This is a genomic window from Pantoea sp. BL1, assembly GCF_000963985.1.
Taxonomy (GTDB): Bacteria; Pseudomonadota; Gammaproteobacteria; order Enterobacterales; family Enterobacteriaceae; genus Pantoea; species Pantoea rwandensis_B.
Window position 1 is genome coordinate 1 of record NZ_JZRH01000054.1, and the last position, 25,221, is coordinate 25,221.

Consider the following 25,221-nt stretch of genomic DNA (forward strand, 5'->3'; position numbering starts at 1 on the left):
CAACTGATCCTTAACTGATCCGCATTACCCCGTGAAGGGGCGTTGTTATTTACACAAAGTCTTCCGCATCCACATCGTAGCCTGAGGGTTCCCAGCGAATCGCCAGCAGCGCCAGCAAGCCAATCAGCGGGGCAAGGAAAATCACCCAGAATACGCCGGTGCCAAAGGCCGCCACCAGCAGTGGGAACAGGAACAGCGACACGGTTGAACTGCCGCGCATCAGCGTCTGGTTAAATCCAACACCCACGCCACGCAATGAAGCCGGGTAGCTCAGCGAGGCAAAGGTCATGGTGTGCGAACCCGGACCGAACCCCTGACCAAACAGGAACAGCGCCAGCATCGCAATCGCCAATGCCGCTTGTTCACCGCCTTCCGGGCGACCAATCAGCGCTAACCCCAACAGGGCAATGCACTGACAGCTGTAACCCGCCACCGACATCTTCCACGCGCCGAGACGCGGCACCAGACGCACGGCCAGCAAGCCACCGACGAAAGCGAACAGCAAATTCAACGCCAGTGACACCAAAATCGTGGTCAGCATCGATTGCGCAAAGAAGCTGGAAATAATCACCGGCAGGCCAAAAGCCACCGCGTTATAGGCAAACGATGAAGCGATAGAGGTCACGGTGGCCAGAATAGTGCGGCGACGATATACGCCCTGCAGCAGCGCGCCATAGTTACGCCAGCTGGCTTTGCGCACCGGTTTAGCGGGCGTCAGTTCGGCATCATCCGCTACGTGCGCATTGATGTTGTAAGAGCGCTGCAGGATCTGCGCGGCGCCGTGCAGATTGCCCTGATTGGCCGCCCATACCGGTGACTCACTCATATAACGGCTGCGAATGGCGATGATCAGCAACGCCGGCACCGCGCCGAAACCAAGAATCAGCCGCCATAACCAATCGGTGTGACTCTCCGGCAGCACCGCATACAGCAGCAATACCAGCAGATAGGAAATACTGATCGCCGCATACCAGGTGGGACACCACATCGCCACGCTGGCGGCCTTATTCCCTTGCCCGCGCAGTTTAGAAAACTCGGCAAGAAACGCCATGGCGACAGGCAAATCGATGCCAACACCAAGCCCCATCACAAAGCGCGCACCGCCTAACACATATTCATTAGGGGCAAAGGCGCAGGCGAGGGCGGCAATCACAAAGAAGAACATATCGGCCATAAACACGCGGTAGCGGCCAATCTTATCGGTGAGATAACCGCCAATCAGCGCACCCACAATCGCGCCGAAGGTAATCGCGGAGGCCACCATGCCGGTGCCGGTCGGCGTCAGGTTAAATTCGCGCGTGACATCTTTGATACCAAAGGCCAGTGCGCCGAGATCGTAGGCATCCAGGAACACACCGCCGAGGGCGATGGCCACCACGATGCGCGCATTGCTGCGTGATTCGTTGCTGTTGTTAACGAGATTCGACACGTCAGCCGCGCTGCGTATCCACTTGGTTTCGCCAGTTGGCGCATTCCCTGCCAGCGCGACGTGCGCCGGAGAAGCTAAATCGGACATGATGTTATGTATTTTATTGTAAAGAGTGGGCCTATGAGAATAAGCCTACTGAAACCCAATAAAAATTCCATTTGGTTATATGTCCTGCGAATGGGTTATAAGCAATGTGCATTAAATAGCAGAAAAAGCTCGAACTTAGGCGCTTGACCGCCCCCATCCTGTTTCGCCAGGCTACGCTTGATAGTCACAGACTGAAAACATAAGCAGAGGACAGCGGCATGATTAAGCAGGGTTTATTGGGGATAATCGCACTCGCGATGGGTGTGAGCGCAGCGAATGCCGCCGATCCGGTCAAGGTCGGTTCAAAGATTGATACGGAAGGCTCGCTGTTAGGCAACATTATTCTGCAGGTGCTGGATAAACATGGGGTGAAAACGGTTAACAAGATCCAGCTCGGCACCACGCAGGTCGTGCGCGGAGCCATCACCGCAGGTGAACTGGATATCTACCCGGAATACACCGGTAACGGCGCGTTCTTCTTCAGTGATGAGAAAGATGCGGCCTGGAAAAATGCGCAGCAGGGCTATGAGAAGGTGAAAAAGCTCGATGCGGATAAAAACCATCTGGTGTGGTTAACCCCAGCGCCCGCCAACAACACATGGACCATTGCGGTGCGCGGTGATGTGGCACAGAAAAATAATCTTAACTCTCTAGACGATCTCAGCGCTTACCTGAAAAAAGGCGGCACCTTCAAGCTGGCAGCGTCGGCGGAATTTATCGAACGCAGCGATGCACTGCCTGCGTTTGAAAAAGCCTACAACTTCAAGCTGGATCAGTCACAGCTGCTGTCGCTGGCGGGCGGTGATACGGCGGTGACCATCAAAGCGGCTGCGCAGCAAACGTCCGGCGTGAATGCCGCGATGGCTTATGGCACCGATGGCCCGGTAGCTGCGCTCGGACTGCAAACCCTGACCGATCCGAAAGGGGTGCAGCCGATCTATGCGCCTGCGCCAGTGATCCGTGAAAGCGTGCTGAAACAGTATCCGGACATCGGCAATTGGTTACAGCCGGTGTTCAGTAAGCTGGATGAGAAAACCCTGCAACAGCTCAATGCGCAGATTGCGGTTGACGGTCAGGATGCCAGCCAGGTGGCGAAGCAGTGGCTACAGCAGAATAAGTTGCTGTAAGCGGTGTCGTTGTTACTGAGACCGCGCCAGCAGCCGGTGCTGCTGGTTTTAACGCTGCTGATCACGCTGGCTCTGGCTACCTTGCCGTTACTCAGTTTCGCCGCCAACCGCCTGGTGTCCGGACAGCCGCTGATGTTATGGCAAGTGGCGCAATCCTGGCTGTTGCTGCTGCCGTTGCTCTGGTTATGGCAAGGATTGTGGTGGAAGCCACGGCGTCGCAATCTGGTGATGGCATTGCTGGACGCTGAGATTCTGTTTGCGCTGCTGATCTTTATTGGCGGGCAGACGGCGGCGCAGCTGGCTAACAACGGCAGCCCGTTGGCACGCACGGCCTTTGGCAGCGGTTTATGGTGTGCGGCGGCGCTGGCGTTATTGCTGGCCGCTGAGGCTATCCGCCAACTCACGGTCAGTACGCCATGGCGTATCCTGTTGAATCTGCAAATCTGGTTGGTGCCGCTGCTGTTATTGCTCAGCGGTCACCTCGACCACCTCTCCCTGATGAAAGAGTATGCCAACCGCAGGGCGGTATTTGATGCCGCCTTTAGCCAGCATCTGCTGTTGCTGGCTGGTACGCTGTTGCCGACGGTATTGATTGGTTTGCCGCTCGGCCTGGTGATTGCCCGGCGATCGCGCTGGCAAAGTGCCGCTTTCAGCCTACTCAACCTGATCCAGACCGTGCCTTCTGTGGCGTTGTTTGGTTTGCTGATTGCGCCGCTGGCGGGGCTGGTGGCTCACTTCCCGGTACTGGCAAGTTGGGGCATCAGCGGTATTGGTCTGGCTCCGGCGCTGATCGCGCTGGTGCTGTATGCGCTGCTGCCGCTGGTGCGCAGCGTGGTGGCGGGGTTGCAGCAGGTGCCGCAGGAGGTACGTGAAACCGCACGCGGTATGGGCATGAGCGCGCTGCAACAGTTCTGGCTCGCCGAGCTCCCGCTGGCGCTGCCGGTGTGGCTTTCGGGCTTGCGCGTGGTGGTGGTACAAACCATTGGCCTGGCGGTGGTTGCGGCGCTGATTGGTGCCGGTGGCTTTGGCGCCATTGTTTTTCAGGGATTACTCAGCAGCGCACTGGACTTGGTGTTGCTGGGCGTGATTCCGGTGGTCGCGCTGGCGGTGGTGTTTGATGCCGCATTGCGTTTACTGTCGGCACTGCTGGAGAGAACCGATGATTGAGTTTCACCAGGTAAGCAAAATATTTGCCGGCAAAGCGGCGGTGCGTGATCTCACGTTGCATATTGAGAAGGGCAGTTTCACCGTGCTGATTGGCACGTCCGGTTCAGGCAAATCCACCACGCTCAAAATGATCAATCGGCTGGTGGAACATGACAGCGGCGAAATCCGCTTTGCCGGTGAACCGATTGAACGCATGGATGCGCGCGCGCTGCGGCGGCGCATTGGCTACGCCATTCAGTCGATTGGCTTGTTCCCGCACTGGAACGTGGCAAAGAACATCGCCACCGTGCCGTCACTGCTCGGCTGGCCGCAGGCAAAAATTCAACAGCGCGTAGAGGAACTGCTGGCGTTGCTGAATCTGGATACGCATCTGGCGACGCGTTTTCCCCATCAACTCTCCGGCGGTCAGCAGCAGCGGGTTGGCGTGGCGCGCGCCCTGGCGGCCGATCCCGAACTATTGTTGATGGATGAGCCGTTTGGCGCGCTCGATCCGGTGAACCGTCAGGCGCTGCAACAGGAGATGCTGCGCATTCAGAAGCTGTCAGGACGCACGGTGGTGCTGGTGACGCACGATATCGACGAAGCGCTGACGCTGGCGGATCAACTGGTATTGATGGATGGCGGTGAAATCGTGCAGCAGGGCAAGCCGATTGAACTGCTGACGCAACCGGCCACGGATTTTGCCCGTGAATTCTTTGGCCGCAGCGAGCTAGGCGTACGGTTGCTGGCATTGGGCCGTGCGGGCGGTGCAGCACGGCGCGGTGAGTGGCTGGACGGTGAGCCGATAGCCGCCAGCCTGACGCTGCGTGAGGCGCTGTCACAGTTTATCGCCCGGCGCACCGACAAACTGCCGGTGATCGATCAGCATCAACAGCCGTTGGGTGTATTGCACTTCAGCGATCTATTGCGCCAGCGGGAGGCGATGTGATGCGGTTATGGCGCGATCCCCTTTACTGGCTGCTGGCGACGTTTTTGCTGTTGCTGTGGGGATTGCCGCACAGCGGATCGCTGTTTGCCCACTGGTTCCCGCAGCTGGAACGCCCGTTGTATCAGCAGGAGAGCTTCTGGCGGCTGGCCCTCGCACATCTGTCATTGGTGTTCAGCGGCAGCGCCCTGGCGATTATTTTTGGCGTAGGCTGCGGGGTTTTCGCCACGCGACGTGCCGGGCGGGCATTCAGACCGTTACTGGAGACGCTGGCGGCAGCAGGGCAGACTTTTCCGCCGGTGGCGGTGCTGGCGATAGCCGTGCCAGTGATGGGATTTGGCGCGACACCTGCCATCATGGCGCTGTTTCTTTATGGGCTGTTGCCGATTTTGCAGGGCACGCTGGCAGGATTAGATAGCGTGCCCGACAGCAACCGGGAAATTGCCGTTGGGCTGGGTATGGGGCCCTGGCGGCGCTTATGGCAGATTGAACTGGCGCTGGCCGCACCGGTGATCATGGCTGGCGTGCGTACATCGGTGATGATCAGCATCGGCACCGCAACGATCGCTTCTACGGTGGGCGCAGAAAGTCTGGGATCGCCGGTGATTATCGGACTGAGCGGCTTTAACACCGCCTATGTCATTCAGGGCGCGCTGTTGGTGGCGCTATTGGCACTGATTTGCGACCGCGTGTTAGAACGCGTGCAACGTCAACTCAGTGGCTGGGAAGGATAAGACTGTAGCCTACCAGCATCATGCCACCCATGCCGCCAATGGCCATCACGGCAAACAGGGTACCAATGAGAATTTTATTCCAGTTCATAAGGGAAACCTGAGAAAAGTCATGGAGTGCGGCATGATAACGCGCACACCCGGCGAGGCAAAGGCCGTGTGTGCGATTTTTTGTCAGGCGGGATCGTGAATATGGGTGGCAAACCCTTGCGCCTGCCAGTGCTCAAACTGCTCTAACTGGCGTCGTGTTGGTTTTTTACCGGTCCAGATAAACAGATTCTGACCGGGGAACAGTTCAGGACGCGGCATATCCAGCGGCTCAGCTAAGACATCCATGCGCCAGCCCTGATTTGACAAGCGCCAGGCTTCCAGCCAAAGACGGGTACGATCATCCACGCCCCAGCCAATCATCAAAGCATCTTTGCCAGCCTTTTTTCGGCCGCCAGCGAGACAAAACGCCACGTAATCAATCAGTGCGCCATCTAACAGGCTACACATGGTGCGCGCGGTGTGCTGATCCAGCCCCAGGCGCTGGCGCACTGGCATAAAGACATGATCAATCAGCGAATCCACCGGATGTTCGCGGCCAATGGTGGCAATCTTGGTGCGTAATTTTGCCGGACGAACGTGGCGCAACACGCTCATCAGCTCTTCCTGCAGCGCCGTCCAGCCATCGTGCACGTTGACGGTTTGGCCTTCAAGCAGGGATTTAACCTTGCCGACAGGCACACCACTCTCAATCCAGCGTTTGATCTCTTCAATCCGCTGAACATCTTCATCATCAAACTGGCGGTGACCGCCTTCTGTACGCTGAGGTTTTAGTAAACCGTAACGGCGCTGCCAGGCGCGCAACGTTACCGGGTTGATTCCACAGCGTTCGGCAACATCGCCGATACTGTATAAGGCCATGGCGTCCTCGAAAATTCTGACCTGCATTACAACACCTTAACTGCCTCGCTTGGGTTGTACAACTCTTTTATGTTTGTACAACTTGACGTTTTATGCAAATTAAGGCCTTATTTCATAAGTGAGAATTATTTCCCATATATGAGAGGTGAACATGCCTGTACCGGATACCGAAGATCGACTGGCCGCACGTTTAGCCGAATTGCGCGTGCAACGTGGCTGGTCACTGGACGAACTGGCGATGGCTACCGGCATCAGCCGGGCTTCATTGTCGCGCATTGAACGGGCGGAGACCAGCCCCACAGCCGCTTTGCTTAACCGGCTGTGCGTTGCCTATGGCTTGACCATGTCACGCCTGCTGAGTGAAGTGGAAGAGGAAGCGGCGCTGCTACTCAAGGCTAGCGATCAAACGGTGTGGCGTGATGATGCCAGCGGGTATCAGCGCCGCAGCGTCTCGCCACCAGCCAGCCACTTCAAAGCGGAAATGGTGGAAGGCGTGCTGCGTCCCGGCACGCGCATTGATTATGACGCACCTCCGGTACAGGGGCTGGAACAGCATATTTGGCTGCAATCCGGCGAGCTGACGTTCACCATGGACGATCAGCGCTGGACACTGCAGGCGGGGGATTGCCTGCGTTTTCATCTCACCGGCAAATCATCATTCCAGGCGCACCCGGAAGGCGGCGCACGTTACATTTTGGTGGTGTGCAAACCATGACTGAAATTGAACAGTTAAGTGCTACACAGGCACAGCCCCTGCTGGCCGCGCTGACCGAGGTGTTATACGGTTGCGTGGCTGACGGGGCCAGCGTCGGTTTTATTGATGCCGATGATCGCGCAGCGATGGAACGCTTCTGGCAGGATAAAATCTACAGCCTGGCGAGCGGCGATAATCAACTCCTCGTGGCGTGGCAGCAGGGTGTGATTGTTGCGACGGTGATGGTCGGGTTTAGCGCCATGCCGAATGGCCGTCATCGCGCAGAAATCAGTAAATTGCTGGTGCATCCCCGTGCCCGGCGTCAGGGGATTGCCCGTCGTCTGATGCAGCAGGCTGAGCAATTAGCGGTTGAGCAGGGCAAAACACTGCTGGTGCTGGATACGCGCAGCGGCGATGTGGCCACGGATCTCTACTTATCGATGGACTGGCAAATCGCGGGTTCCATTCCGTTGTATGCCGAATCGACGGAAGGGGCGTTAGATGCCACCACGGTGATGTATAAAGTGGTGGGGTGATTGCACCAACTTAGTGCGCCTCTTCGGCCTCTGCCAGGCCCAGTGATTGCATAAACAGCCGGATAATCGGATTAATTTTCCGGCCTTTTTTCATCATCAGGCAGAACGGATTTTCCCGGCGCACCGATTCATCACCTAACTCACAAAGCTGCCCCCGCGCAATAAAGGGAGCAGCATAGTGTTCGGGTAAATAACCAATAAAGTGCCCGGTTAGAATCAGCATGGCGACGGATTCCACTTGCACCGCCTGCGCACCGCTTTCCTGTAATGGAATGAGGCGACGGTCATCGCGCGGCGTGACATATAAATGATTAATGATTTTCTGCTCACGTAATATTTCCACCGATATATTCTTATCACAAGATCCAGAATATAAAGGATGTGACATGGAGCAATATAATTTCGAATATTCTTTATAAAGCGGGAAGTAATCAAAATCACTTTTCATTTCATAAACCGGCGCAATGCCACAATGAAAACGACCTTCACTCATGCCCCGTTCAATATCATCTAATTGCGCAGTCTGTAAGCGAATCTGCACCTTTGGTGCTTTCTGGTGCAACTGTTGCACCGCCGCAGTGACCGGTGAATGTGGATCAGAAATGGTGTTATCCACCACACAGATGGCGATGTCACCCAGCAACTCATTGCGGCTGTTGTGCAGACGTTCGCGGAACAGATTCAGGGAGACGAACAGCTCCAGCGTGGCCTGATAGACATTAATGCCGTACTGCGTCAGTTCAAAGCCTTCGCGTCCACGGCTGCATAACGTCATGCCGAGACGAATCTCCAGATCGGAAACCTGCTTGCTGATGGCGGCTAAACCAATATTCAGTTCGTTGCTGGCAGCGGTTAATCCTCCGGCTTCCACCACGCATTTAAATACGCGAAGCAATTTTAAGTCGATATTACTCAGTGCCAGAACCGCATTATCGCCGCGATTATTTGCATTGTTTCCAGACTGGGAAACTTTACTTTCCATCTTTGCTATTCAACTCCGGAATAATTGCGGTGAAAGTACAGTGAACCTGAAATATGACGTATTTACCAGTGTGAGTGTGAAATAAGTTTTTATTATCACAGCTGGTTTATTCATATCTTTTCCATATCGCTGACGAGTATCTGTAAGGGGAAATAGCATGTCTGATAATGCCGAACTGTTATGGGGCGCGCGTTTTAAAGCGGCACCGGCGGCCAGTTTAACCGCGCTGTCGCGCAGCCCGGATTATTACTTTGCCCTGGCACCTTACGATTTAGCAGGCTGCCGGGCACATGCCCGTGAACTGGCACGCGGCGATCTGCTGAGCAGTGAAGAACTCGAAACCATGCTGGCAGCGATTGATGCGCTGGATGCTGATTATCGTGCGGGCAATCTGCACCCGATCGCTGCTGATGAAGATGTCCACACGTTCATTGAACGCGCACTGACTGAGCGCTTAGGACCACTGGGCGGCAAACTGCGCGCCGGTCGCTCTCGTAACGATCAGACGGTCAACGATTTGCGTCTCTACCTGCGTGATAACGGCCGCAAAGTGGTCAGCGCTTTACTGGCACTGCAGCAATCTCTGGTTGAGCAAGCGGCACTGCACACCGAAAGCGTGGCGCCGGGCTTCACCCATTTACAACAGGCACAGCCGATTGTGTTTGGTCACCAACTGCTGGCTCATGCGCAATCTTATGCCCGCGATATCGAGCGTATGCAGGACTGGGATCGCCGCAGCGCGCGCTGCCCACTCGGTGCCGCAGCGATGGCAGGGTCGGCAATTGCGCGCCAGCCGGAAAAAGCCGCAGAAGATCTGGCCTATCTGGCACCGTGCGAGAACTCGATCGATGCCGTTGCCAGCCGCGATTACGCCGCAGAATTCCTGTTCGTCACCAGCATGATCGGTATCAACCTGTCTCGCCTGTGTGAAGAAGTGTGCATGTGGGCGTCGCGCCAGTTCCGCTGGGTGGAATTGCATGACAGCTATGCCACGGGTAGCTCAATCATGCCGCAGAAGAAAAACCCGGATATTGCCGAACTGACGCGCGGTCGTTCAGGACGTCTGGTCGGCAATCTGATGGCGTTGCTCACCACCATGAAAGCCATGCCGCTCTCCTATAACCGCGACCTCAGTGATGACAAGCGCAACGTGATCGATGCTGTGGACACGCTGCTGCTGGTGCTGCCTGCCATGGCGGGCATGATGTCGACGCTGAAATTCAACACCGACGTCATGCGTGAGCAAGCGCCGGATGGTTTCACTTTAGCAACGGAAGTCGCCGACTGGCTGGCGATGCGGGGTGTGCCTTTCCGTGAAGCGCATGAAATCACCGGTCAGCTGGTGCAACTGTGCGAACGCGAAGATTGCGGTCTGTCCGACCTGAGCGATGCGCAGTTGCAGGCCGTCGACGCGCGTTTAACGCCAGAAGTGCGCAGCGCTTTGACGCTGGAAGCCGCACTGGCGGCACGCAGTGGCTATGGCGGCACAGCACCAGACCGGGTACGTGAACAGTTAGCGCGTTTGCAAATCCTGATGCAGGACCAGCAGCGCTGGACTGAAGATTACGCTGGCCCGCGCGCCTGAGGAGACGCTGATGTCGCAAACCACCCCGGTTGAACCCAGCCTGAAAAACAGCCGCGAGCAGACGCATTACGATCTGGATCGCTATCAGGTGGTGCCGCGCCGTTATTACGGTCGCATCACTGCCTCGGCGGTGATCCTGGTGCTGCTGGCGTTGCTGGTGAATGCCTTCGCCCACGGCAACATTGAATGGTCATTTGTCGGCCAGTTCTTTACTGCTCAGGCGATCCTCAACGGCGTGGTGAACACGCTGATTATGTCGGTGCTGGCAATGGGACTCGGCATCCTGTTCGGCGTGATCACCGCGATTATGTATATGTCGCCCAATCCGGTGTTGCACTACATCGCCGTGGGCTACGCGTGGATCTTCCGTGGTACGCCGCTGATTTTGCAACTGCTGCTGTGGTTTAACCTCGCGCTGGTGTTTCCCACCATCAGTATTCCCGGCGTGTTCAGCGTGCAAACCGTCACCATCATGACGCCGTTCCTCGCGGCGCTGCTGGGTCTGAGCATCAACCAGGGGGCTTACACCTCCGAAGTGGTGCGCGCCGGTTTGCTGTCCGTGGATACCGGCCAATATGAAGCGGCGAAAGCGATTGGCATGCCACGTCTGCAAGCGCTGCAGCGCATTATTCTGCCGCAGGCGATGCGCGTGATTTTGCCGCCGGTGGGCAACGAATTCATCAGCATGATCAAAACCACCAGTCTGGCGAGCATGATCCAGTACTCCGAACTGCTCTACAACACGCAAACCATCTACTTCGCCAATGCGCGCGTGATGGAGCTGCTGTTCGTGGCGGGCATCTGGTACCTGATCATCGTCACCGTGCTGTCGTTTGGTCAAAGTCGCCTTGAGCGCTTCTTCTCACGCGGTCACCGCCAGCGTCAGTAATTGGGAGAGAGAGATGAGAAACATCGTGCGCGCCGTCAAGGTGAACAAATATTTCGACCAGTTCCACGCGCTGAAGGACGTCAGCCTCGAAGTGAATTACGGCGAGGTGATGTGCATCCTCGGGCCATCCGGTTCCGGTAAAAGCACCTTCCTGCGCTGCATCAACCAGCTGGAGAAGGTCGATCAGGGTGGCATTTGGGTCGACAACGAATTAGCGGGCTATCGCATTGCGGGCAACAAACTGCATGCGTTAAGCGATAAGCAGATTGCCCGCCAGCGCCTGCAAACCGGCATGGTTTTCCAGCGCTTTAACTTGTTCCCGCACAAAACCGCGCTGGAGAACATTATCGAAGGGCCGTGCCGCGTGTTGTTGCGTCCGAAGCGTGAGGCGGCGGAAGAGGCAATGGCACTGCTGGATCGCGTTGGTCTGGCACACAAAGCGCACGACTACCCGCAGTCACTGTCTGGCGGGCAGCAGCAGCGTGTGGCGATTGCGCGTGCGCTGGCGATGAAACCGAAACTAATGCTGTTTGACGAACCCACTTCGGCGCTGGATCCGGAGATGGTGGGTGAAGTGCTGGCCGTTATGCGCCAGTTAGCAAAAGAGGGCACCACCATGCTGGTGGTCACTCATGAGATGGGCTTTGCCCGTGAAGTGGCCAATCAGGTGGTGTTTATGGACGAAGGACGCATTATCGAGCAGGGCGCACCAGAAGACATTCTGCTGAACCCGCAAAACCCACGGATGAAAAACTTTATTAACGCGATTCTTCTTTAACGTGACCGGGGTGAAAAACATGAAAAAACTGTTATTGAGTGCCATCAGTGCCGCGCTGTTACTGCAATCTTCTGCCTGGGCGGACATCGCCGTGCCAGCCGCCATCAAAGAGAAAGGCCTGACCGTGGCGATCATGCCGAACTATCCGCCCATGGATTTCAAAGATCCGGCCACCAACCAGCTCACTGGTGTGGATTACGATCTCGGTCAGGCGATCGGTGAGAAGCTGGGTGTGAAGATCAACTGGCAGGAGATCGCCTTTGAGCAGATGGTGAACGCCGTGGTGACCAAGCGTGTCGATTTGGTGATGTCCGGTATGACCGACACCAAAGAACGCCAGAAGGTGGTTAACTTCATCGATTACTTCAAAACCGGCCCGCAGTTCTACACCCAGGCAGCGCGTAGCGACATCAACAGCGCCATGGATCTGTGCGGCAAGAAAGTCGGCACCAGCCGTCGTACCACTTTCCCGGTAGAGATTGCCAACTGGTCTAAAGCGCACTGCGAAGCAGCCGGCAAGCCAGCGATCATTGTGGTCGGCGCCGAAGGGACGGCCGATGCACGCACTCAGCTGCGTCAAAACCGTCTGGATGGCGTGGTGCAGGGGAGTGAAACGCTGCCGTACATCATGGATCTTGAGAAAGGCAAATATAAGCCACTCGATAAAGCCTTCTCCTTCCAGTACACCGGCATGGCAATTGGTAAAGATGCCGGTGAGCTGACCACAGCCATTCAGGCGGCGATTGACGCGATGATTGCCGATGGCAGCTACCAGAAGATCCTCACGAAATGGGGTCTGGCCGACAATGGCGTCACTCAGGCTACCGTTAACCAGGGCTAAAGGAGCGTAGCGATGCAACAACCGGGCGCAGTGCGCTGGCCGCAGGGGAAACGCGGCTGTATGGCGCTGGCGTTTGACCTTGATGGTCCCACCGGCGATGCCATGTTGAATGGCAGCCTGTGGTCAACGCCAGAATATTTCACCTTCGGTGCGTATGGGCCGTACCGTGCGCTCGGGCGATTGCTCGACCTGCTGCGCGCTTTCCAGATTCCCGCCACGTTTTTTGTGCCGGCGTGGGTGGTGGAACAGTGGCCGCAGCAGTGTCAGGCGATTATCGAACAAGGCCACGAAGTGGCCTATCACGGCTATCGTCACGAATCTTTCTGGGCGATTCCGCCAGTTGAACAGCGTGCCGTGATGGCGAAATCCGCTGAAATCTTTAAACAGCATTTGGGTATCACCGCCTGCGGTTTCCGTACGCCGTCAGGTGACTGGCATGCCGAAACGCCACAAATTTTGCGTGATGCTGGGGTAATTTACTCCAGCAGCATGCGCGGTGACGACCGTCCTTATAGCATCCCGGTGGCGGGTCACACGCCGCTGGTCGAGATCCCTGGCAAGTGGGAGATGGATGATTACGCCTCGCTGGCTTACACGCGCCAGCCCGATTTCCCGAAAGGCGGCGATCGCATCGCCAGCTATGCGCATACCCGTGATAACTGGCAGCGCGAATTCGATGGTGCAATGGATGAAGGCTTGTGCCTGACCACGTTATTCCACCCGAAAATTTCCGGCCAGCCAGGACGTATCTTGCTGCTGGAGCAGTTGTTTGAACATATGACAGCGCGTGACGACGTGTGGTTTGCGCGCTGTGATGCGGTGGCGCAGTGGTATCTGCAGGAGCAACAGCATGACTGAATCTTCCCGCTGGCCGCTGGGCTTCCAGTCCGCCGCCGTTTTGACCATCGATTTCAACGACATTCACGGCATTTTGACGCAGGCACCGGCCGTCACCGGACGTGATAAAACCCTGTCGGTATGGCGCTATGGCACCCTGCGCGGCGTGGATCGCTTGCTGGCATTGCTGGCAGAAAAACAGCTGAAAGCCAGCTGGTGCTTACCGGCAATTGTGGCGGAAGAGCAGCCGGAACTGATTAAACGCATCGTGGCTGATGGCCATGAAATCGCCTGTAGCGGCGAGCGCCATGAAGATTTCTCGGTGCTGTCGCTGGAGCAGCAGATTGCCAGCGTGACGCGCGGCTGTGAGCAGCTGGCACAGTTTACCGGCAAACCGATTCAGGGCTTCCGCACCCCAGCAGGGCAGTGGAAACCGGGCCTGGCACAGGCGCTGGTGGATCAGGGTATTCGTTGGTCATCCAGCTGGCGCGGCGACGATCTGCCGTACTTCCATCCCGGCACGCGGCTGGTGGAATTGCCGATGCACTACACGCTGGAAGACGAACCCTATTTCGCCTTTAACCTGAGCCCGGCCATCCCGCCGGGGCAGTCGCGGATTGCACCTTATGCCGAAACGCTGGCAAACATGACGCAAGACTTCCAGGGCTTCCACCGCTTTGGCCTGTGTTATCTGCTGCGCCTGCATCCGGAAATCATCGGCACTGCCGGGCGCATCGGCTTGCTGCGTGAATTGATCGAGACGCTGCAACAGCACAACGTGTGGATCGCCACGGCGGAGCAGGTGGCGACGCATTGGCAAACGCAGCCGGGTAACGATGTTTCCCATCCAGCCGAAGTGTTTACCCGCATCACAGGAGGTGCGCATGGGCAGTTCGCTTGATCAACTGGCGACATTTATCGCCGAAACAGGTTTTGAACAGCTGCCTGATGCGCTGGTCGAACAGGCAAAACGCCATTTGCTGGATACGCTCGGGGCTTCACTGGCGGGCAGCGACAGCCCAATCTGGCGCGAATGTCTGCTATTGGCGCTCGCAGAAGGTGGGCATCAGCAGGCACAAGTGTGGGGAAGTGCAAAGCAGGTGAGTCCACGCCAGGCGGCATGGCTCAACGGCGTGGCTGCACATATGTATGAGCTGGATGATACCGGCGGCTGCGATCACTCGGGCGCGGTGGTGATTCCCGCTATTCTGGCGGCGCTGCCTTTGGCGACGCAGCCGGTTGACGGCCAGACGCTGCTGGTGGCGATGGTGATCGGTTATGACGTCGGACGCCGGGTGCTGGAAGCTTGCGGCGGCTACTCTGCGCATAACGGCGCAGGCTGGCACTCCACCGCCAGCTGTGGCGTGTTTGGTGCCGCAGCGGCGGTGTGTTCACTGCTGCAGCTGGATCGTGAACAGTGCGCGTCGGCTTTGGGCATTGCCGCCAGCTTTAGCGGTGGGTTGTGGGGCTTTATTCACGACGGCTCGCACACCAAAAAGCTGCATGCCGCACGTGCAGCTGAAGGTGGCGTGCAGGCAGCACAGCTGGCGCAGCGTGGTATTAATGGGCCATTGGCGGTTTTCGAAGCGAAGTGGGGCGGATTCCTGCAAACACTGGCATCTGAAACACAGCAACCCGCTGCGTTAACCGCCGATCTTGGCGTGGTGTGGAAGCTGGCGCGCTGCTCGATCAAGCCGTATGCCGCCTGCCGTGGAACCCATTCTGCGGTGGATGCCTTGAACCTGATGCTGACGCTGCATTCGGTACAGCCTGCACAGATTGAACGTATCCTGGTGGGATTAAATCCGTTCCTGCTGGAGATGTGTGGCGGACGTGAGCTGCAGAGCCTGGCGAGTGCACAAATGAGCCTGCCATATGCACTGGCAGCACGAGCGTTGTACGGCTCCGCCGAGCTGTCCAGCTACGATGATGCCAAACGTCTGCATCCACAGGTGGAAGCCTTTATGGCGCGGATTGAGCTGGTGATTGATGAGCAGCAGGGCCGTGACGACGAGCCGTGGGTGCGGATTGAAACCCTGCAGGGCGAGCAATGGCAGCAGCATGTGCCGGTGCCGTCTGGTGCGCCGGCTAATCCGCTGAGCCTTGAAGCGCTGCTGGCTAAATACCGTAGCTTAGCGGGGCGTGTATTGCCGGTTGAGCAGGTTGAACAGCTGGAAGCGATTTGCATGGAGTTGGATGACGTCGCGGATGTGCAGGAACTGGTGGCGTTGCTGGCTCTTGCATAGGGTTCGGGTGCAGAATTTTGCACCTGAATTTGTAGAAAAAACTGAGGCTGCTGGTGCATTTGCAGGCTTTCAGATTTATTCACAGGTGATAACGCAGGCTGGGGGCGCGAGGACTGCCCGGCAGCAGCAGCGGTGCTACGGCCCGCACTTACGCGCATTCAGCAGGCATTGTTTTTCTGGCGTTCACACAGATTTAAACCCGATCAGCCAACCCTTCAATCCGCTGCATTGCCGCCAGCAGGCGGGCTTCGGTGACCGCCACCGACATATTCTCCATGTCCGGTGCATGTACGGATTCACGCACAATCAGCGCCAGTTCGGCATCATTCAACTCGGCAATCTCATGCAGCGTCAATGGCACACCGCAATCGCGCGCCAGACGCATCTCATCCAGTACCTCTTCATCGCTGCGATCTTCCAGTGCCAACAGGCACAAGTTGCCAAAGCCAACCAACAGGCCATGACCGAACTCACGTGTCTTATCGCAGAAGGTAAATCCTTCATAAATTGCATGGGATGCTGCCGCATGGGCGCCGTTGCTCATCAGCGAGGTCAATCCGGCCCAGGTAAAGATCGCATCCAGCACCTGATCCAATGAGGCGCTGCTCTCGCCGCGTAGCACCGCCGCATAGGCCGCCGGGCCGTGTTCCGCGATCACGTCATAGCAAATCTGGCTATGAGCCAATGATGACAATGCATTGCCTTCGCGTGCCGGATGGCGGACGCTCACCGCGCGGAACTCATACCATTTTGCCAGGGTGTCGCCCAGACCCGCAGCCAGCCAGCGAGCAGGGGCTTTAGCCAGCAACTCGCTATCGATGATCACTGCTGCGGGTGCCTGTGGCAGCGGGAAAATATCGAAGAAATTGCCGTTATCGTCGTAGCGAATGGTCAACGGCGTCACTGCTGAACAGGTGGCGGCAATGGTCGGGATGGTGATAAACGGCAGCCCCAACTGCGCACCCACGGCTTTTACGGTATCCAGCGATTTACCGCCGCCGACACCGATAATCACGTCAGCTTGCAGTTCGGTGGCGATGACGGCCAGACGGTTGATCTGGTTAATCGAGGTCTCACCACCAAACCACTCCTGCGCCAGCAGCGTCACGTTGGCCGCCAGCAGTTGAGCGCGCACCTGCGCTTCCACCGACTGCAGTGCCTGATGGCCGCCGATCAGCAGAGCGCGTTTGCCCAGCCCCGCGCAAATCTCGCCCAGCTGATTGATCACGCCCGCGCCGCGCAGCACGCGCGCCGGAAACACCAAATTCTGTTGTGTCATGCTTTTTTCTCTGTGTAACGGACACCGGGCAATACGCACAGCATCTCATAAAGGATATTGGCTGCCAGCTGGGAGGTCATGCCGCTGATATCGTACGGCGGTGACACTTCGACCAGATCGCCCCCGACCAGATTGAGTCCGCGGCAGCCGCGCACAATCTCCAGTCCCTGCATTGAGGTCAATCCACCCACTTCTGGCGTACCGGTGCCGGGTGCCCATGCAGGATCGAAACTGTCGATGTCATAGCTGAGATACACCGGACCGTTGCCGATACGCGCACGCACTTCGGCCATCAGAGGCGTCATGGATCGATACCAGCACTGCTCGGCCGGCACCAGGTGGAAGCCTTGATCGACGCCCCACTGGAAATCATCGGCGGCGTAGCCTTGAGCGCGCTGACCAATTTGCACCACGCGCTGGCAGTCGAGCAGGCCTTCTTCTACCGCACGGCGGAATGTGGTGCCGTGGGCGATCTTTTCGCCGAACATCTCATCGTTAGTATCGGTGTGCGCGTCAATGTGGATCAGGCCCATCGGCCCGTGCTTCTTCGCCAGCGCCCGCAAAATCGGCAGCGTTAACGTGTGATCGCCCCCGAGCGTTAACGGGATAATCGGCCAATTGTTCAGCTCGGTATAATAGTTTTCGATGATATCGACCGACTTCAGCAGGCTGTAAGTATTGATGGGCACATCGCCGAGATCGCCGACGCGCAACGAATCAAAAGGCGCTGCGCCAGTCGCCATGTTATAAGGGCGAATCATCACGGAATCTGCGCGAATGGCGCGTGGACCATAGCGCGTGCCGCTACGCTGTGACGTGCCGATATCCAGCGGAATGCCTACAAACGCGACATCAAGGTCGGCAGGGGATTCGGCAGCGGGCAAACGCATCATGGTGCCACGGCCGGCGAAACGGGGCATCTCGTTGCCGCCCTGCGGCTGAGGAAAATCGGTCATCACGAACTCCTTCGGCTAAGTGAGTCTCATCATGGCCTGAGGGCGGCGCGGGAAAAATCCTTGACAGCAAATAATCACTTCATAGATTGGTTAACTTTAGTCAGCAATCACTGAAGGAAATGCGGTGCAAACGCTCCCCAATCTCAAACTGCTCCAGGTGTTCGCCAGCGTGGTGGAGAATCAGGGCTATTCACGTGCTCAGCAGGCGCTGAATATGACCACGCCCGCCATTAGCGCCTATATAAGCGAGCTGGAAACGCAGCTGGGTTTTATTCTGTGCCAGCGCGGACGTGGCGGTTTTACCCTCACCACGAAAGGCGAACAGTTTCATCGTTACAGTCAGGAAATGCTGGCCACGCTGGCGGGTTGGCAGGAGCAGGTTGAGACGCTAAAAAGTGCCCAGGGTGGCACCTTTTCGCTGGGCGTGGTGGATGCCACTGTCACGGACAGCACGCTGGATCTGCCGGCGGCGATTGCGCGCTTTAATCAGCGTTTTCCGGCGGTATTTTTCAATCTCAGCGTGCGCGATCCCAACGAACTGCAGCAGCAGTTACTGGAAGACCGCCTTGATCTGGCAATCGGGCACTTTCCACTGCGTGCCAGCAATCTGGTCACCATTCCGCTTTATGAGGAACAACACTGGTTGTATTGCAGTCCGCAACATCCCCTGGCGCAGGGCGATCCGGATATGCGCACCGTCCAGCAAACCGGCATGGTGACGCGGCGTTACTGGAATCAGCAGGAGTTAAACAAGCGCGGCTTCCGCCAGACTAACGCCTCAGTGGAGAGTATAGAGGCGCAGTTGACGCTGATCCTCTCCGGGAGATATATCGGCTATTTGCCGGAACACTACGCGCAAAGCGGAGAACAGCAGGGCACGCTATGCCGCTTGTTGCCGCAACATTTTCACTTCCGCGCACCGTTCTCCTTTGCCTTCCGTCGGGGACGCGCCCGCGAAACGCTGATTCGTGCGATGCGTGAAATTCTGAATCCAGCGCGAAAAAATAGCAGCGAAAGCTGACGCTGCGCCGATACTGTGTAAAAATACAGGCCAATTCAGCAAACAGTAATGAACATGGCCCTGACAGCAGCGATAAAAAGCCAGATTGCGCAATGGTATAAGGCGCTGCAGCAGCAGGTTCCTGACTTTATCCCCCGTGCGCCCCAGCGTCAGATGATTGCCGAAGTGGCAAAAAGTCTGGCCGGTGATGAAGGCCGCCATCTGGCGATTGAAGCCCCCACCGGTGTGGGTAAAACTTTGTCTTATCTGATCCCCGGCATCGCGGTGAGCCGCGCTGAGGAGAAACGGTTGGTGATCAGCACCGCCAACGTCGCGCTGCAGGATCAGATCTTCAGCAAAGATCTGCCGCTGCTGAAAAAAATCATCCCCGATCTCACCTTCACAGCCGCGTTTGGTCGTGGCCGCTATGTTTGCCCGCGCAATCTCGCGGCGCTAGCGGCGACCGAGGATCAGCAGGGTGACCTGCTGCTGTATCTCGATGAAGAAGCGGTAACCGGGTCGAAAGAAGAGCAGAAGTTCTGCGCCAAACTGGAAAAGCAACTCAGCAGCTACAAATGGGATGGCCTGCGCGATCACTCCGATGTCTCGATTGATGACAGCCTGTGGCAGCGCCTTTCCACCGATAAAGCCAACTGCCTGGGGCATCACTGCCGCTGGTATCGTGAATGCCCGTTCTTTGTTGCACGTCGTGAAATAGAACAGGCGGATGTGGTGGTGGCGAACCATGCGCTGGTGATGGCGGCGATGGAGAATGAATCTGTCTTACCGCCTGCCAAACACCTGATGCTGGTGCTGGACGAAGGTCATCATCTGCCAGAAGTGGCGCGTGACGCGCTGGAGATGAGCGCGGAAATCACCCCCGGCTGGAGCAGTTTGCAGCTCGATCTGTTTGTGCGGCTGGTGGAAACCATCATGGCGCAGTTCCGCCCGAAATCGCCTCCTCCATTGACCAACCCTGAGCGGTTAAAAGGCCATTGTGATGAGATGCGTGAACTGCTGCAAATTCTGTGCGACGCGCTGAATCCGTTATTACCCGCGCACAACCAGCCGGGTGAGTTCCGTTTTGTGCTGGGTGAGTTGCCGGAAGAACTGATGACGATGTGCGCACGGTTGTTCAAACTGAGCGATGCATTGCGCGGGTTGAGCGAAGGGTTACTCAATGAGTTAGGTGAGCAAACCGGCAAAGCCGACATTATGCGACTGCATCGGGCGATTATTCAGCTTAACCGCCAGTTTGGCTGGTTCGAATCGATCAGTAAACTTTGGCGACTGGCGGCCATGGAGAAAGCCTCTAATGCGCCGGTATCGAAATGGATTACGCGAGAAATTCGCGACGGCCAGGCGCATCTGCTGTTTCACTGCGCCGGGATTCGCGTCAGCGATCAGCTGGAAAAACTGCTGTGGCGTAAAATCCCACATGTGGTAGTGACCTCGGCGACCTTGCGCTCACTGAACAGCTTCAATCGGCTGCAAGAGATGTCAGGGCTAAACGAGAAAGCGGGCGATCGCTTTGTGGCGCTGGATTCGCCATTTAATCATGTCGATCAAGGCAAGCTGGTGATCCCGCAAATGCGCTATGAACCGCTGATGGCGAATGAAGCAGAGCACATCGCCGAGATGGCAGGATTTTTCCTGCAACAAATGGCAGAAGAGAAGCACAAAGGCGTGCTGGTGCTGTTTGCCAGCGGGCGCGCGATGCAGCAGTTTGTCAGCCATGTCAGCGCATTACGCTTATCGATGTTGGTGCAGGGCGATCAACCTCGTTCGCGCTTAGTGGAGCTGCATCGCCAGCGAGTCGAAGCGGGGCAAACCAGTATTCTGATCGGACTGCAGTCTTTCGCTGAAGGCCTGGATTTAAAGGGCGATCTGCTGACGCAGGTGCATATCCATAAAATTGCTTTTCCCCCAGTGGACAGTCCGGTAATTTTGACCGAAGGGGAGTGGCTGAAGAGCCTTAAACGCTACCCGTTCGAAGTGCAGAGTCTACCGAGCGCTTCGTTTACGTTGATTCAGCAAGTCGGGCGTCTTATTCGTAGCCATCACTGCTTCGGGGAGATCGTGATATACGATCGGCGACTACTTAATAAAGCTTATGGCAGTCGGCTGCTGGCCGCCTTACCGGTGTTTCCGATTGAGCAACCGATGGTGCCTGAAGCCAGCATAAAACCAGCGGTAACAGCAGTGGTTAAAGCCCCAGTAAAATCAGCGAAGCGTAAAAGTAAGAAATCTTAGGTGTGCCCAGGCGCACCTCAATGACCTTTTGGCCGCCGGATATCGGCGCGCCCTGGAAGCGGGAATGCCCTGATGGAACTGAATAAAATCATCAAAGAGATTGGGCGCGGTAAGAATCACGCGCGCGATATCGATTTCGACACCGCCGTTGCGCTGTACAGCGCGATGCTGGCGGATGAAGTACCCGAACTGGAACTCGGCGGTGTGCTGATCGCCCTGCGTATCAAGGGCGAAGGTGAAGAGGAGATGCGCGGTTTTTACCACGCCATGCAGCAGCAGATGATGCAGTTGCAGCCGCCCGCCAATCGCCCGATGCCGATTGTGATCCCCAGCTACAACGGCGCACGTCGTCAGGGCAATCTCACGCCGCTGTTAGCCTTACTATTAAGCAAACTCGGTTTTCCGGTATTGCTGCACGGTGTGAGTGACGATCCGACGCGCATCACCACCGAAGCCGTGCTGGCGGCGCTGGATATTGCGCCGGTCACCAACGCGCAACAGGCACAAGCGAAGCTGGAGAGCGGCGAACTGGCCTTTATCACCATCGATCACCTGTGTGCACCGATGGCAAAACAGCTGTCGCTGCGCTGGCGCATGGGCGTGCGTAACAGCGCACACACGCTGGCGAAGCTGGCCACGCCGTTTGCCGAACGTGCCGCGTTGCGTCTGGCGAGTGTTTCCCATCCGGAATATGTGCCGCGCGTCGGCAAGTTCTTCCAGGATATCGATGCACCCGGCATTCTGCTGAACGGCACCGAAGGTGAAGTGTATGCCAATCCACAGCGCTGTCCGGCGATTAACTACATTGCCGGTGCGGGCGCAGAGGCGGAAGTGTGGGTAGAGCGCCAGCCAGAAATCAGCGTGGAACTGCCAGAAAGTAAAAATGCGCAGGACACCGCAGACTGGATCAAACAGGTGCTGGGCGGCGAACGAGCGGTGCCACAGGCGCTGCGTTTACAGCTGGCGTGCTGCTTAGTGGCAACCGGAGAGTCAGCGTCGCTGGATGAGGCGGAAACCCGCTTGCAGCTAGCTGGGATCTGACGGGTAGAACAATACCCGCAGCCTTTGGTTGCGGGTCAAACGCACAGCCGAGAGATGATAAAAGATCAAGCGCGCAATGCCGCTTGAGATTCCTGGATTCCGCGAATCCGGCCGTCAGGCTTTGACCAGCACGCTCTCCACCAGTTGCTGCCAGAAACTGATACCAATTGGCAACAACTCATCATTGAAATCGTAATGCGCGTTGTGCAATGGCGCGGAAGGTGTTGTGCCATCGGCACCGAGCCAGAAGTAAGCCCCCGGGCAGGATTCCAGCATACAGGCGAAATCTTCCGATGCCATGGAGGGATTCACCTGCCAATGCACCTGTGATTCGCCTAACACGCGCTGGGCAACCTCACGTACCTGTTCCGCCGGGAGGGCATGGTTGGCGGTAACGGGGTAACCCGGATACCAGTGAATCTCGCCGCTGACGCCAAACGGGCGCGGCAGGGTAGTGACAAAATCTTCTATCAGACTGCGCACGCGGTCACGTACGTCAGTCTGCAAACATCGCACCGTACCACGCAACACAATCTGCTCGGGAATCACATTAATCGCTTCACCGCCATGGATCTGCGTCACGCTCACCACCGCTGACGCCAGCGGTGACAAACGGCGTGATGGGATGGTTTGCAGCGCCATAATCAATTCTGCTGCCACCACCATCGGGTCGGCACCGCTTTCTGGCATCGCCGCATGGCAGCTTTTACCGTTGAGGGTGATCTCAAAGGAATCCAGCGAGGCCATCATCGCACCTGGATTCACCGCCAGTGAACCCACCGGCAAACCCGGCCAGTTGTGCATGGCGTACACCGCATCCATTGGGAAACGCTTAAACAAACCTTCTTCCACCATTTTCCGCGCACCGCCAAGATTCTCTTCCGCAGGCTGGAACAGGAAGTGCACCGTGCCTTTGAAGTGGCGTGTGGTGGCCAACTGGCAGGCTGCTGCGAGGAGAATCGCCGTATGTCCATCGTGACCGCAGGCGTGCATCACGCCAGGGCGGCTGGATTTCCACTCCGGCGCACCTTTTTCGGTCATCGGTAGGGCATCCATATCGGCACGCAAGCCAATCACCGGCCCAGGACCGTTTTCCAGGGTGCCAATCACGCCAGTGCCTGCCAGGCCACGGAACACTTGTAATCCTGCTTCAGAGAGCACGTTCGCAACCAGCTCGCTGGTTTGTTGCTCCTGATAACCGAGTTCAGGATGTTGGTGTAACTGACGACGCCATTTCAGGGCGTTTTCCAGCAGGACGGCAGGCAGGCTCATAAAGTAAGGCTCTCCATCAGCAGCAGTTGCTGCGATTTTTCTGACACATAACGCGATGTCTCCACTGTAGTGGTAAGCGCAGGGCGGCGTCTATCGTGGAACGGAATAATTTGGCTATAGGCTATAGCGGAATGGAATATGCCCCGCAGCATGATGCATTTAAGGATTAAGGATTAAGGATTAAGGATTAAGGATTAAGGATTAAGGATTAAGGATTAAGGATTAAGGATTAAGTGTAAGTATCCCGGCTTTAGTTCCACGCACTTTTTGAGATTTCCGGTTTTTCAGCCATCAGCCGGTATTCTTCCGGCGTCAGGTTATTCAGGGATTCATGAGGTCGCTCGCTGTTATATTCCGACAACCAGCGCTCTGTAATTTCCCGTGCTTCATTCAGCGTTCTGAACAGATAAAAATCCAGTATTTCGGTCCGGTACGTTCGGTTAAACCGTTCTATGAAGGCATTCTGTGGTGGCTTGCCCGGTTTGATAAATTCCAGCATCACGCCATGCTCTTCTGCCCAGTGTGCCAGAGCCAGGGAAATCAGTTCCGGCCCGTTATCCATCCTCATCTTCAGCGGATATCCACGGTTTGCCACTATCCTGTCCAGTACCCGGACGACACGCTGCGCTGGGATATTCAGGTCAATTTCGATGGCCAGTGCTTCACGGTTAAAATCATCAACAACATTGAAAGTCCGAAAACGTCGGCCACATGTCAGGGCATCGTGCATAAAATCAATCGACCAGCTCTGGTTGAGTGCTTCCGGCGTCGCCAGCGGAGCCGGATTGCGCACCGGCAGGCGTTGTTTACCCTTGCGACGAAAATTCAGTTTCAGCAGGCAGTAAATCCGGTGCACACGCTTATGATTCCAGACGTGCCCTTGCCTGCGGAGCACCTGAAAAATCTTCTTAAAACCGTAGCGGGGGTAGCGCTCAGCCGCCTCTGTCAGGGCCTGGATCACCGCTTCATCACGTCGTGTATCCGCCTGGTAACGAAAAACCGTCCTGCTCAGCGACAATATCCTGCATGCCTGACGTAAGCTCATCGCAAACTGCGCGGTCAGATAGCTGACCAGCTCACGCTTTATCGCTGGTTTTAAAGCTTTTTTTCGATGACGTCTTTCAGCGCCCTGCATTCCAGACTCAGATCGGCGAACATCTGCTTCAGACGACGATTCTCGTCTTCAAGATCTTTGATCTTTTTGATATCAGCGGCTTCCATCCCGCCATATTTCGCCTTCCAGTTGTAGTAGCTGGCTTCGGAAATGGCGGCCTCGCGGCAGACATCCTTGACGGTCCTGCCTGCTTCGACGGACTTCAGTACGGCGATGATCTGGTGTTCGGTGAACCGGGCTTTGCGCATAATGATCTCCTCCGGGGACATAGTCAGTATGTCGGAAGATCTCTAAAAGTGAATGGTCCGCTTTACCGGGATACTTACATAAGGATTGAGTGATTGAGTGATTGAGAGACTCGGAGACTGGGAGACTGGGAGACTGGGAGACTGGGAGACTGAGAGACTGAGTGACTGAGTGACTGAGGGATTGAGGGATTGTAGGGGCTGAAAGGTTAAAGGGGGATTCACGAGTTTTATGCGGCAATCTATGGTTGTCAGTCCGGGATATGGCACGAAACATTGAGTAGAGAGTAGAGAGTAG

23 protein-coding genes are annotated in these 25,221 nt (G+C 56.6%); 16 read left to right on the forward strand and 7 right to left on the reverse strand.

Annotated features, from left to right (window positions below; genetic code table 11):
- Positions 1-49: 49 nt before the first annotated feature.
- Positions 50-1,516 (reverse strand): MFS transporter, encoded by a 1,467-nt coding sequence (locus VH86_RS21595; protein ID WP_038648028.1) that lies wholly within the window; start codon positions 1,514-1,516, stop codon positions 50-52.
- Between the two features lie 218 nt (positions 1,517-1,734).
- On the opposite strand from VH86_RS21595, the gene VH86_RS21600 reads away from it, so the two are divergent.
- From VH86_RS21600 to VH86_RS21615, 4 genes are read left to right on the forward strand one after another with little or no spacing between them, the layout of a single operon-like run.
- The gene (locus VH86_RS21600; protein ID WP_045834061.1) at positions 1,735-2,643 is read left to right on the forward strand and encodes an ABC transporter substrate-binding protein; all 909 of its coding nucleotides are present in this window, start codon (positions 1,735-1,737) and stop codon (positions 2,641-2,643) included.
- A gap of 3 nt (positions 2,644-2,646) precedes the next feature.
- On the forward strand, positions 2,647-3,810 hold the full coding sequence (locus VH86_RS21605) for an ABC transporter permease (protein ID WP_045834062.1): 1,164 nt from the start codon (positions 2,647-2,649) through the stop codon (positions 3,808-3,810).
- Entirely contained in the window at positions 3,803-4,738 is a 936-nt protein-coding gene (locus tag VH86_RS21610) for an ABC transporter ATP-binding protein (RefSeq protein ID WP_038648020.1), read from the forward strand. The genes VH86_RS21605 and VH86_RS21610 overlap by 8 nt, the downstream gene beginning before the upstream one ends.
- Positions 4,738-5,469: an ABC transporter permease gene (locus tag VH86_RS21615; protein ID WP_045834063.1), complete on the forward strand. Its 732-nt coding sequence runs from the start codon at positions 4,738-4,740 to the stop codon at positions 5,467-5,469. Before VH86_RS21610 ends, VH86_RS21615 begins: the two co-directional genes overlap by 1 nt.
- Positions 5,470-5,640: 171 nt before the next feature.
- On the opposite strand, the gene VH86_RS21620 is transcribed toward VH86_RS21615, so the two are convergent.
- A complete protein-coding gene (locus VH86_RS21620; RefSeq protein ID WP_045834075.1) occupies positions 5,641-6,375 on the reverse strand; it encodes a MerR family transcriptional regulator in 735 nt (244 codons plus the stop codon).
- A 151-nt stretch (positions 6,376-6,526) separates the two neighbouring features.
- Between VH86_RS21620 and VH86_RS21625 the strand changes: the two genes are divergently transcribed.
- Both VH86_RS21625 and VH86_RS21630 read left to right on the forward strand, forming a co-directional pair.
- Positions 6,527-7,090: a helix-turn-helix domain-containing protein gene (locus VH86_RS21625; protein WP_045834064.1), complete on the forward strand. Its 564-nt coding sequence runs from the start codon at positions 6,527-6,529 to the stop codon at positions 7,088-7,090.
- Positions 7,087-7,605 carry a GNAT family N-acetyltransferase gene (locus tag VH86_RS21630; RefSeq protein WP_045834065.1) on the forward strand — a complete coding sequence of 173 codons (519 nt, stop codon included), beginning with the start codon at positions 7,087-7,089 and terminating at the stop codon, positions 7,603-7,605. Before VH86_RS21625 ends, VH86_RS21630 begins: the two co-directional genes overlap by 4 nt.
- Positions 7,606-7,615: 10 nt before the next feature.
- On the opposite strand, the gene VH86_RS21635 is transcribed toward VH86_RS21630, so the two are convergent.
- Complete coding sequence (locus VH86_RS21635; RefSeq protein ID WP_045834066.1) at positions 7,616-8,587, reverse strand: LysR family transcriptional regulator; 972 nt, start codon at positions 8,585-8,587, stop codon at positions 7,616-7,618.
- Between the two features lie 157 nt (positions 8,588-8,744).
- Here VH86_RS21635 and argH point away from each other — a divergent pair, with 157 nt between their 5' ends.
- Genes argH through VH86_RS21670 form a run of 7 tightly spaced genes read left to right on the forward strand, consistent with a single transcriptional unit; the run spans position 8,745 to position 15,763 of the window.
- On the forward strand, positions 8,745-10,172 hold the full coding sequence (gene argH, locus VH86_RS21640) for an argininosuccinate lyase (RefSeq protein ID WP_045834067.1): 1,428 nt from the start codon (positions 8,745-8,747) through the stop codon (positions 10,170-10,172).
- Positions 10,173-10,182: 10 nt separating this feature from the next.
- Entirely contained in the window at positions 10,183-11,061 is an 879-nt protein-coding gene (locus VH86_RS21645) for an amino acid ABC transporter permease (protein ID WP_045816652.1), read from the forward strand.
- Between the two features lie 13 nt (positions 11,062-11,074).
- Positions 11,075-11,839 (forward strand): amino acid ABC transporter ATP-binding protein, encoded by a 765-nt coding sequence (locus VH86_RS21650; protein ID WP_038648005.1) that lies wholly within the window; start codon positions 11,075-11,077, stop codon positions 11,837-11,839.
- Between the two features lie 19 nt (positions 11,840-11,858).
- Entirely contained in the window at positions 11,859-12,680 is an 822-nt protein-coding gene (locus VH86_RS21655; RefSeq protein WP_045834076.1) for an ABC transporter substrate-binding protein, read from the forward strand.
- Between the two features lie 12 nt (positions 12,681-12,692).
- Positions 12,693-13,538 (forward strand): polysaccharide deacetylase, encoded by an 846-nt coding sequence (locus VH86_RS21660; RefSeq protein ID WP_045834068.1) that lies wholly within the window; start codon positions 12,693-12,695, stop codon positions 13,536-13,538.
- Entirely contained in the window at positions 13,531-14,418 is an 888-nt protein-coding gene (locus VH86_RS21665) for a polysaccharide deacetylase (protein ID WP_045834069.1), read from the forward strand. The genes VH86_RS21660 and VH86_RS21665 overlap by 8 nt, the downstream gene beginning before the upstream one ends.
- A complete protein-coding gene (locus VH86_RS21670; RefSeq protein ID WP_045834070.1) occupies positions 14,402-15,763 on the forward strand; it encodes an MmgE/PrpD family protein in 1,362 nt (453 codons plus the stop codon). The genes VH86_RS21665 and VH86_RS21670 overlap by 17 nt, the downstream gene beginning before the upstream one ends.
- Positions 15,764-15,956: 193 nt before the next feature.
- Here the strand turns inward: VH86_RS21670 and VH86_RS21675 are convergent, their stop codons facing one another.
- Together VH86_RS21675 and speB are read right to left on the reverse strand one after the other, a co-directional pair.
- Positions 15,957-17,042 (reverse strand): iron-containing alcohol dehydrogenase family protein, encoded by a 1,086-nt coding sequence (locus VH86_RS21675; RefSeq protein ID WP_045834071.1) that lies wholly within the window; start codon positions 17,040-17,042, stop codon positions 15,957-15,959.
- Positions 17,039-17,998 carry an agmatinase gene (gene speB, locus VH86_RS21680; RefSeq protein WP_038647995.1) on the reverse strand — a complete coding sequence of 320 codons (960 nt, stop codon included), beginning with the start codon at positions 17,996-17,998 and terminating at the stop codon, positions 17,039-17,041. The genes VH86_RS21675 and speB overlap by 4 nt, the downstream gene beginning before the upstream one ends.
- Positions 17,999-18,122: 124 nt before the next feature.
- Between speB and VH86_RS21685 the strand changes: the two genes are divergently transcribed.
- The 3 genes from VH86_RS21685 (at position 18,123) to ybiB (ending at position 22,292) form a co-directional block, all read left to right on the forward strand.
- The gene (locus tag VH86_RS21685; protein WP_045834072.1) at positions 18,123-19,019 is read left to right on the forward strand and encodes a LysR family transcriptional regulator; all 897 of its coding nucleotides are present in this window, start codon (positions 18,123-18,125) and stop codon (positions 19,017-19,019) included.
- 54 nt (positions 19,020-19,073) lie between these two features.
- On the forward strand, positions 19,074-21,251 hold the full coding sequence (dinG, locus tag VH86_RS21690; RefSeq protein ID WP_045834077.1) for an ATP-dependent DNA helicase DinG: 2,178 nt from the start codon (positions 19,074-19,076) through the stop codon (positions 21,249-21,251).
- A gap of 72 nt (positions 21,252-21,323) precedes the next feature.
- Positions 21,324-22,292, forward strand: coding sequence for a DNA-binding protein YbiB (ybiB, locus tag VH86_RS21695; protein ID WP_045834073.1), 969 nt, complete (start codon positions 21,324-21,326; stop codon positions 22,290-22,292).
- A 114-nt stretch (positions 22,293-22,406) separates the two neighbouring features.
- On the opposite strand, the gene VH86_RS21700 is transcribed toward ybiB, so the two are convergent.
- Entirely contained in the window at positions 22,407-23,564 is a 1,158-nt protein-coding gene (locus tag VH86_RS21700) for a M20 aminoacylase family protein (RefSeq protein WP_045834074.1), read from the reverse strand.
- Between the two features lie 250 nt (positions 23,565-23,814).
- Positions 23,815-24,926 (reverse strand): IS3 family transposase gene (locus tag VH86_RS21705; RefSeq protein ID WP_156150610.1). Its coding sequence is split into 2 segments (ribosomal slippage): positions 23,815-24,665 and positions 24,665-24,926, totalling 1,113 coding nucleotides; the frame shifts between segments, so codons are not numbered across the junction.
- Between the last annotated feature and the right edge of the window lie 295 nt (positions 24,927-25,221).

Bases quoted from the DNA above. Each gene is read 5' to 3' on its own strand.
- VH86_RS21595 (WP_038648028.1), bottom strand. From the start codon at position 1,516: ATGTCCGATTTAGCTTCTCCGGCGCACGTCGCGCTGGCAGGGAATGCG.
- VH86_RS21600 (WP_045834061.1), top strand. From the start codon at position 1,735: ATGATTAAGCAGGGTTTATTGGGGATAATCGCACTCGCGATGGGTGTG.
- VH86_RS21610 (WP_038648020.1), top strand. From the start codon at position 3,803: ATGATTGAGTTTCACCAGGTAAGCAAAATATTTGCCGGCAAAGCGGCG.
- VH86_RS21615 (WP_045834063.1), top strand. From the start codon at position 4,738: ATGCGGTTATGGCGCGATCCCCTTTACTGGCTGCTGGCGACGTTTTTG.
- VH86_RS21620 (WP_045834075.1), bottom strand. From the start codon at position 6,375: ATGGCCTTATACAGTATCGGCGATGTTGCCGAACGCTGTGGAATCAAC.
- VH86_RS21625 (WP_045834064.1), top strand. From the start codon at position 6,527: ATGCCTGTACCGGATACCGAAGATCGACTGGCCGCACGTTTAGCCGAA.
- VH86_RS21630 (WP_045834065.1), top strand. From the start codon at position 7,087: ATGACTGAAATTGAACAGTTAAGTGCTACACAGGCACAGCCCCTGCTG.
- VH86_RS21635 (WP_045834066.1), bottom strand. From the start codon at position 8,587: ATGGAAAGTAAAGTTTCCCAGTCTGGAAACAATGCAAATAATCGCGGC.
- argH (WP_045834067.1), top strand. From the start codon at position 8,745: ATGTCTGATAATGCCGAACTGTTATGGGGCGCGCGTTTTAAAGCGGCA.
- VH86_RS21645 (WP_045816652.1), top strand. From the start codon at position 10,183: ATGTCGCAAACCACCCCGGTTGAACCCAGCCTGAAAAACAGCCGCGAG.
- VH86_RS21650 (WP_038648005.1), top strand. From the start codon at position 11,075: ATGAGAAACATCGTGCGCGCCGTCAAGGTGAACAAATATTTCGACCAG.
- VH86_RS21655 (WP_045834076.1), top strand. From the start codon at position 11,859: ATGAAAAAACTGTTATTGAGTGCCATCAGTGCCGCGCTGTTACTGCAA.
- VH86_RS21660 (WP_045834068.1), top strand. From the start codon at position 12,693: ATGCAACAACCGGGCGCAGTGCGCTGGCCGCAGGGGAAACGCGGCTGT.
- VH86_RS21665 (WP_045834069.1), top strand. From the start codon at position 13,531: ATGACTGAATCTTCCCGCTGGCCGCTGGGCTTCCAGTCCGCCGCCGTT.
- VH86_RS21670 (WP_045834070.1), top strand. From the start codon at position 14,402: ATGGGCAGTTCGCTTGATCAACTGGCGACATTTATCGCCGAAACAGGT.
- VH86_RS21675 (WP_045834071.1), bottom strand. From the start codon at position 17,042: ATGACACAACAGAATTTGGTGTTTCCGGCGCGCGTGCTGCGCGGCGCG.
- speB (WP_038647995.1), bottom strand. From the start codon at position 17,998: ATGACCGATTTTCCTCAGCCGCAGGGCGGCAACGAGATGCCCCGTTTC.
- dinG (WP_045834077.1), top strand. From the start codon at position 19,074: ATGGCCCTGACAGCAGCGATAAAAAGCCAGATTGCGCAATGGTATAAG.
- ybiB (WP_045834073.1), top strand. From the start codon at position 21,324: ATGGAACTGAATAAAATCATCAAAGAGATTGGGCGCGGTAAGAATCAC.
- VH86_RS21700 (WP_045834074.1), bottom strand. From the start codon at position 23,564: ATGAGCCTGCCTGCCGTCCTGCTGGAAAACGCCCTGAAATGGCGTCGT.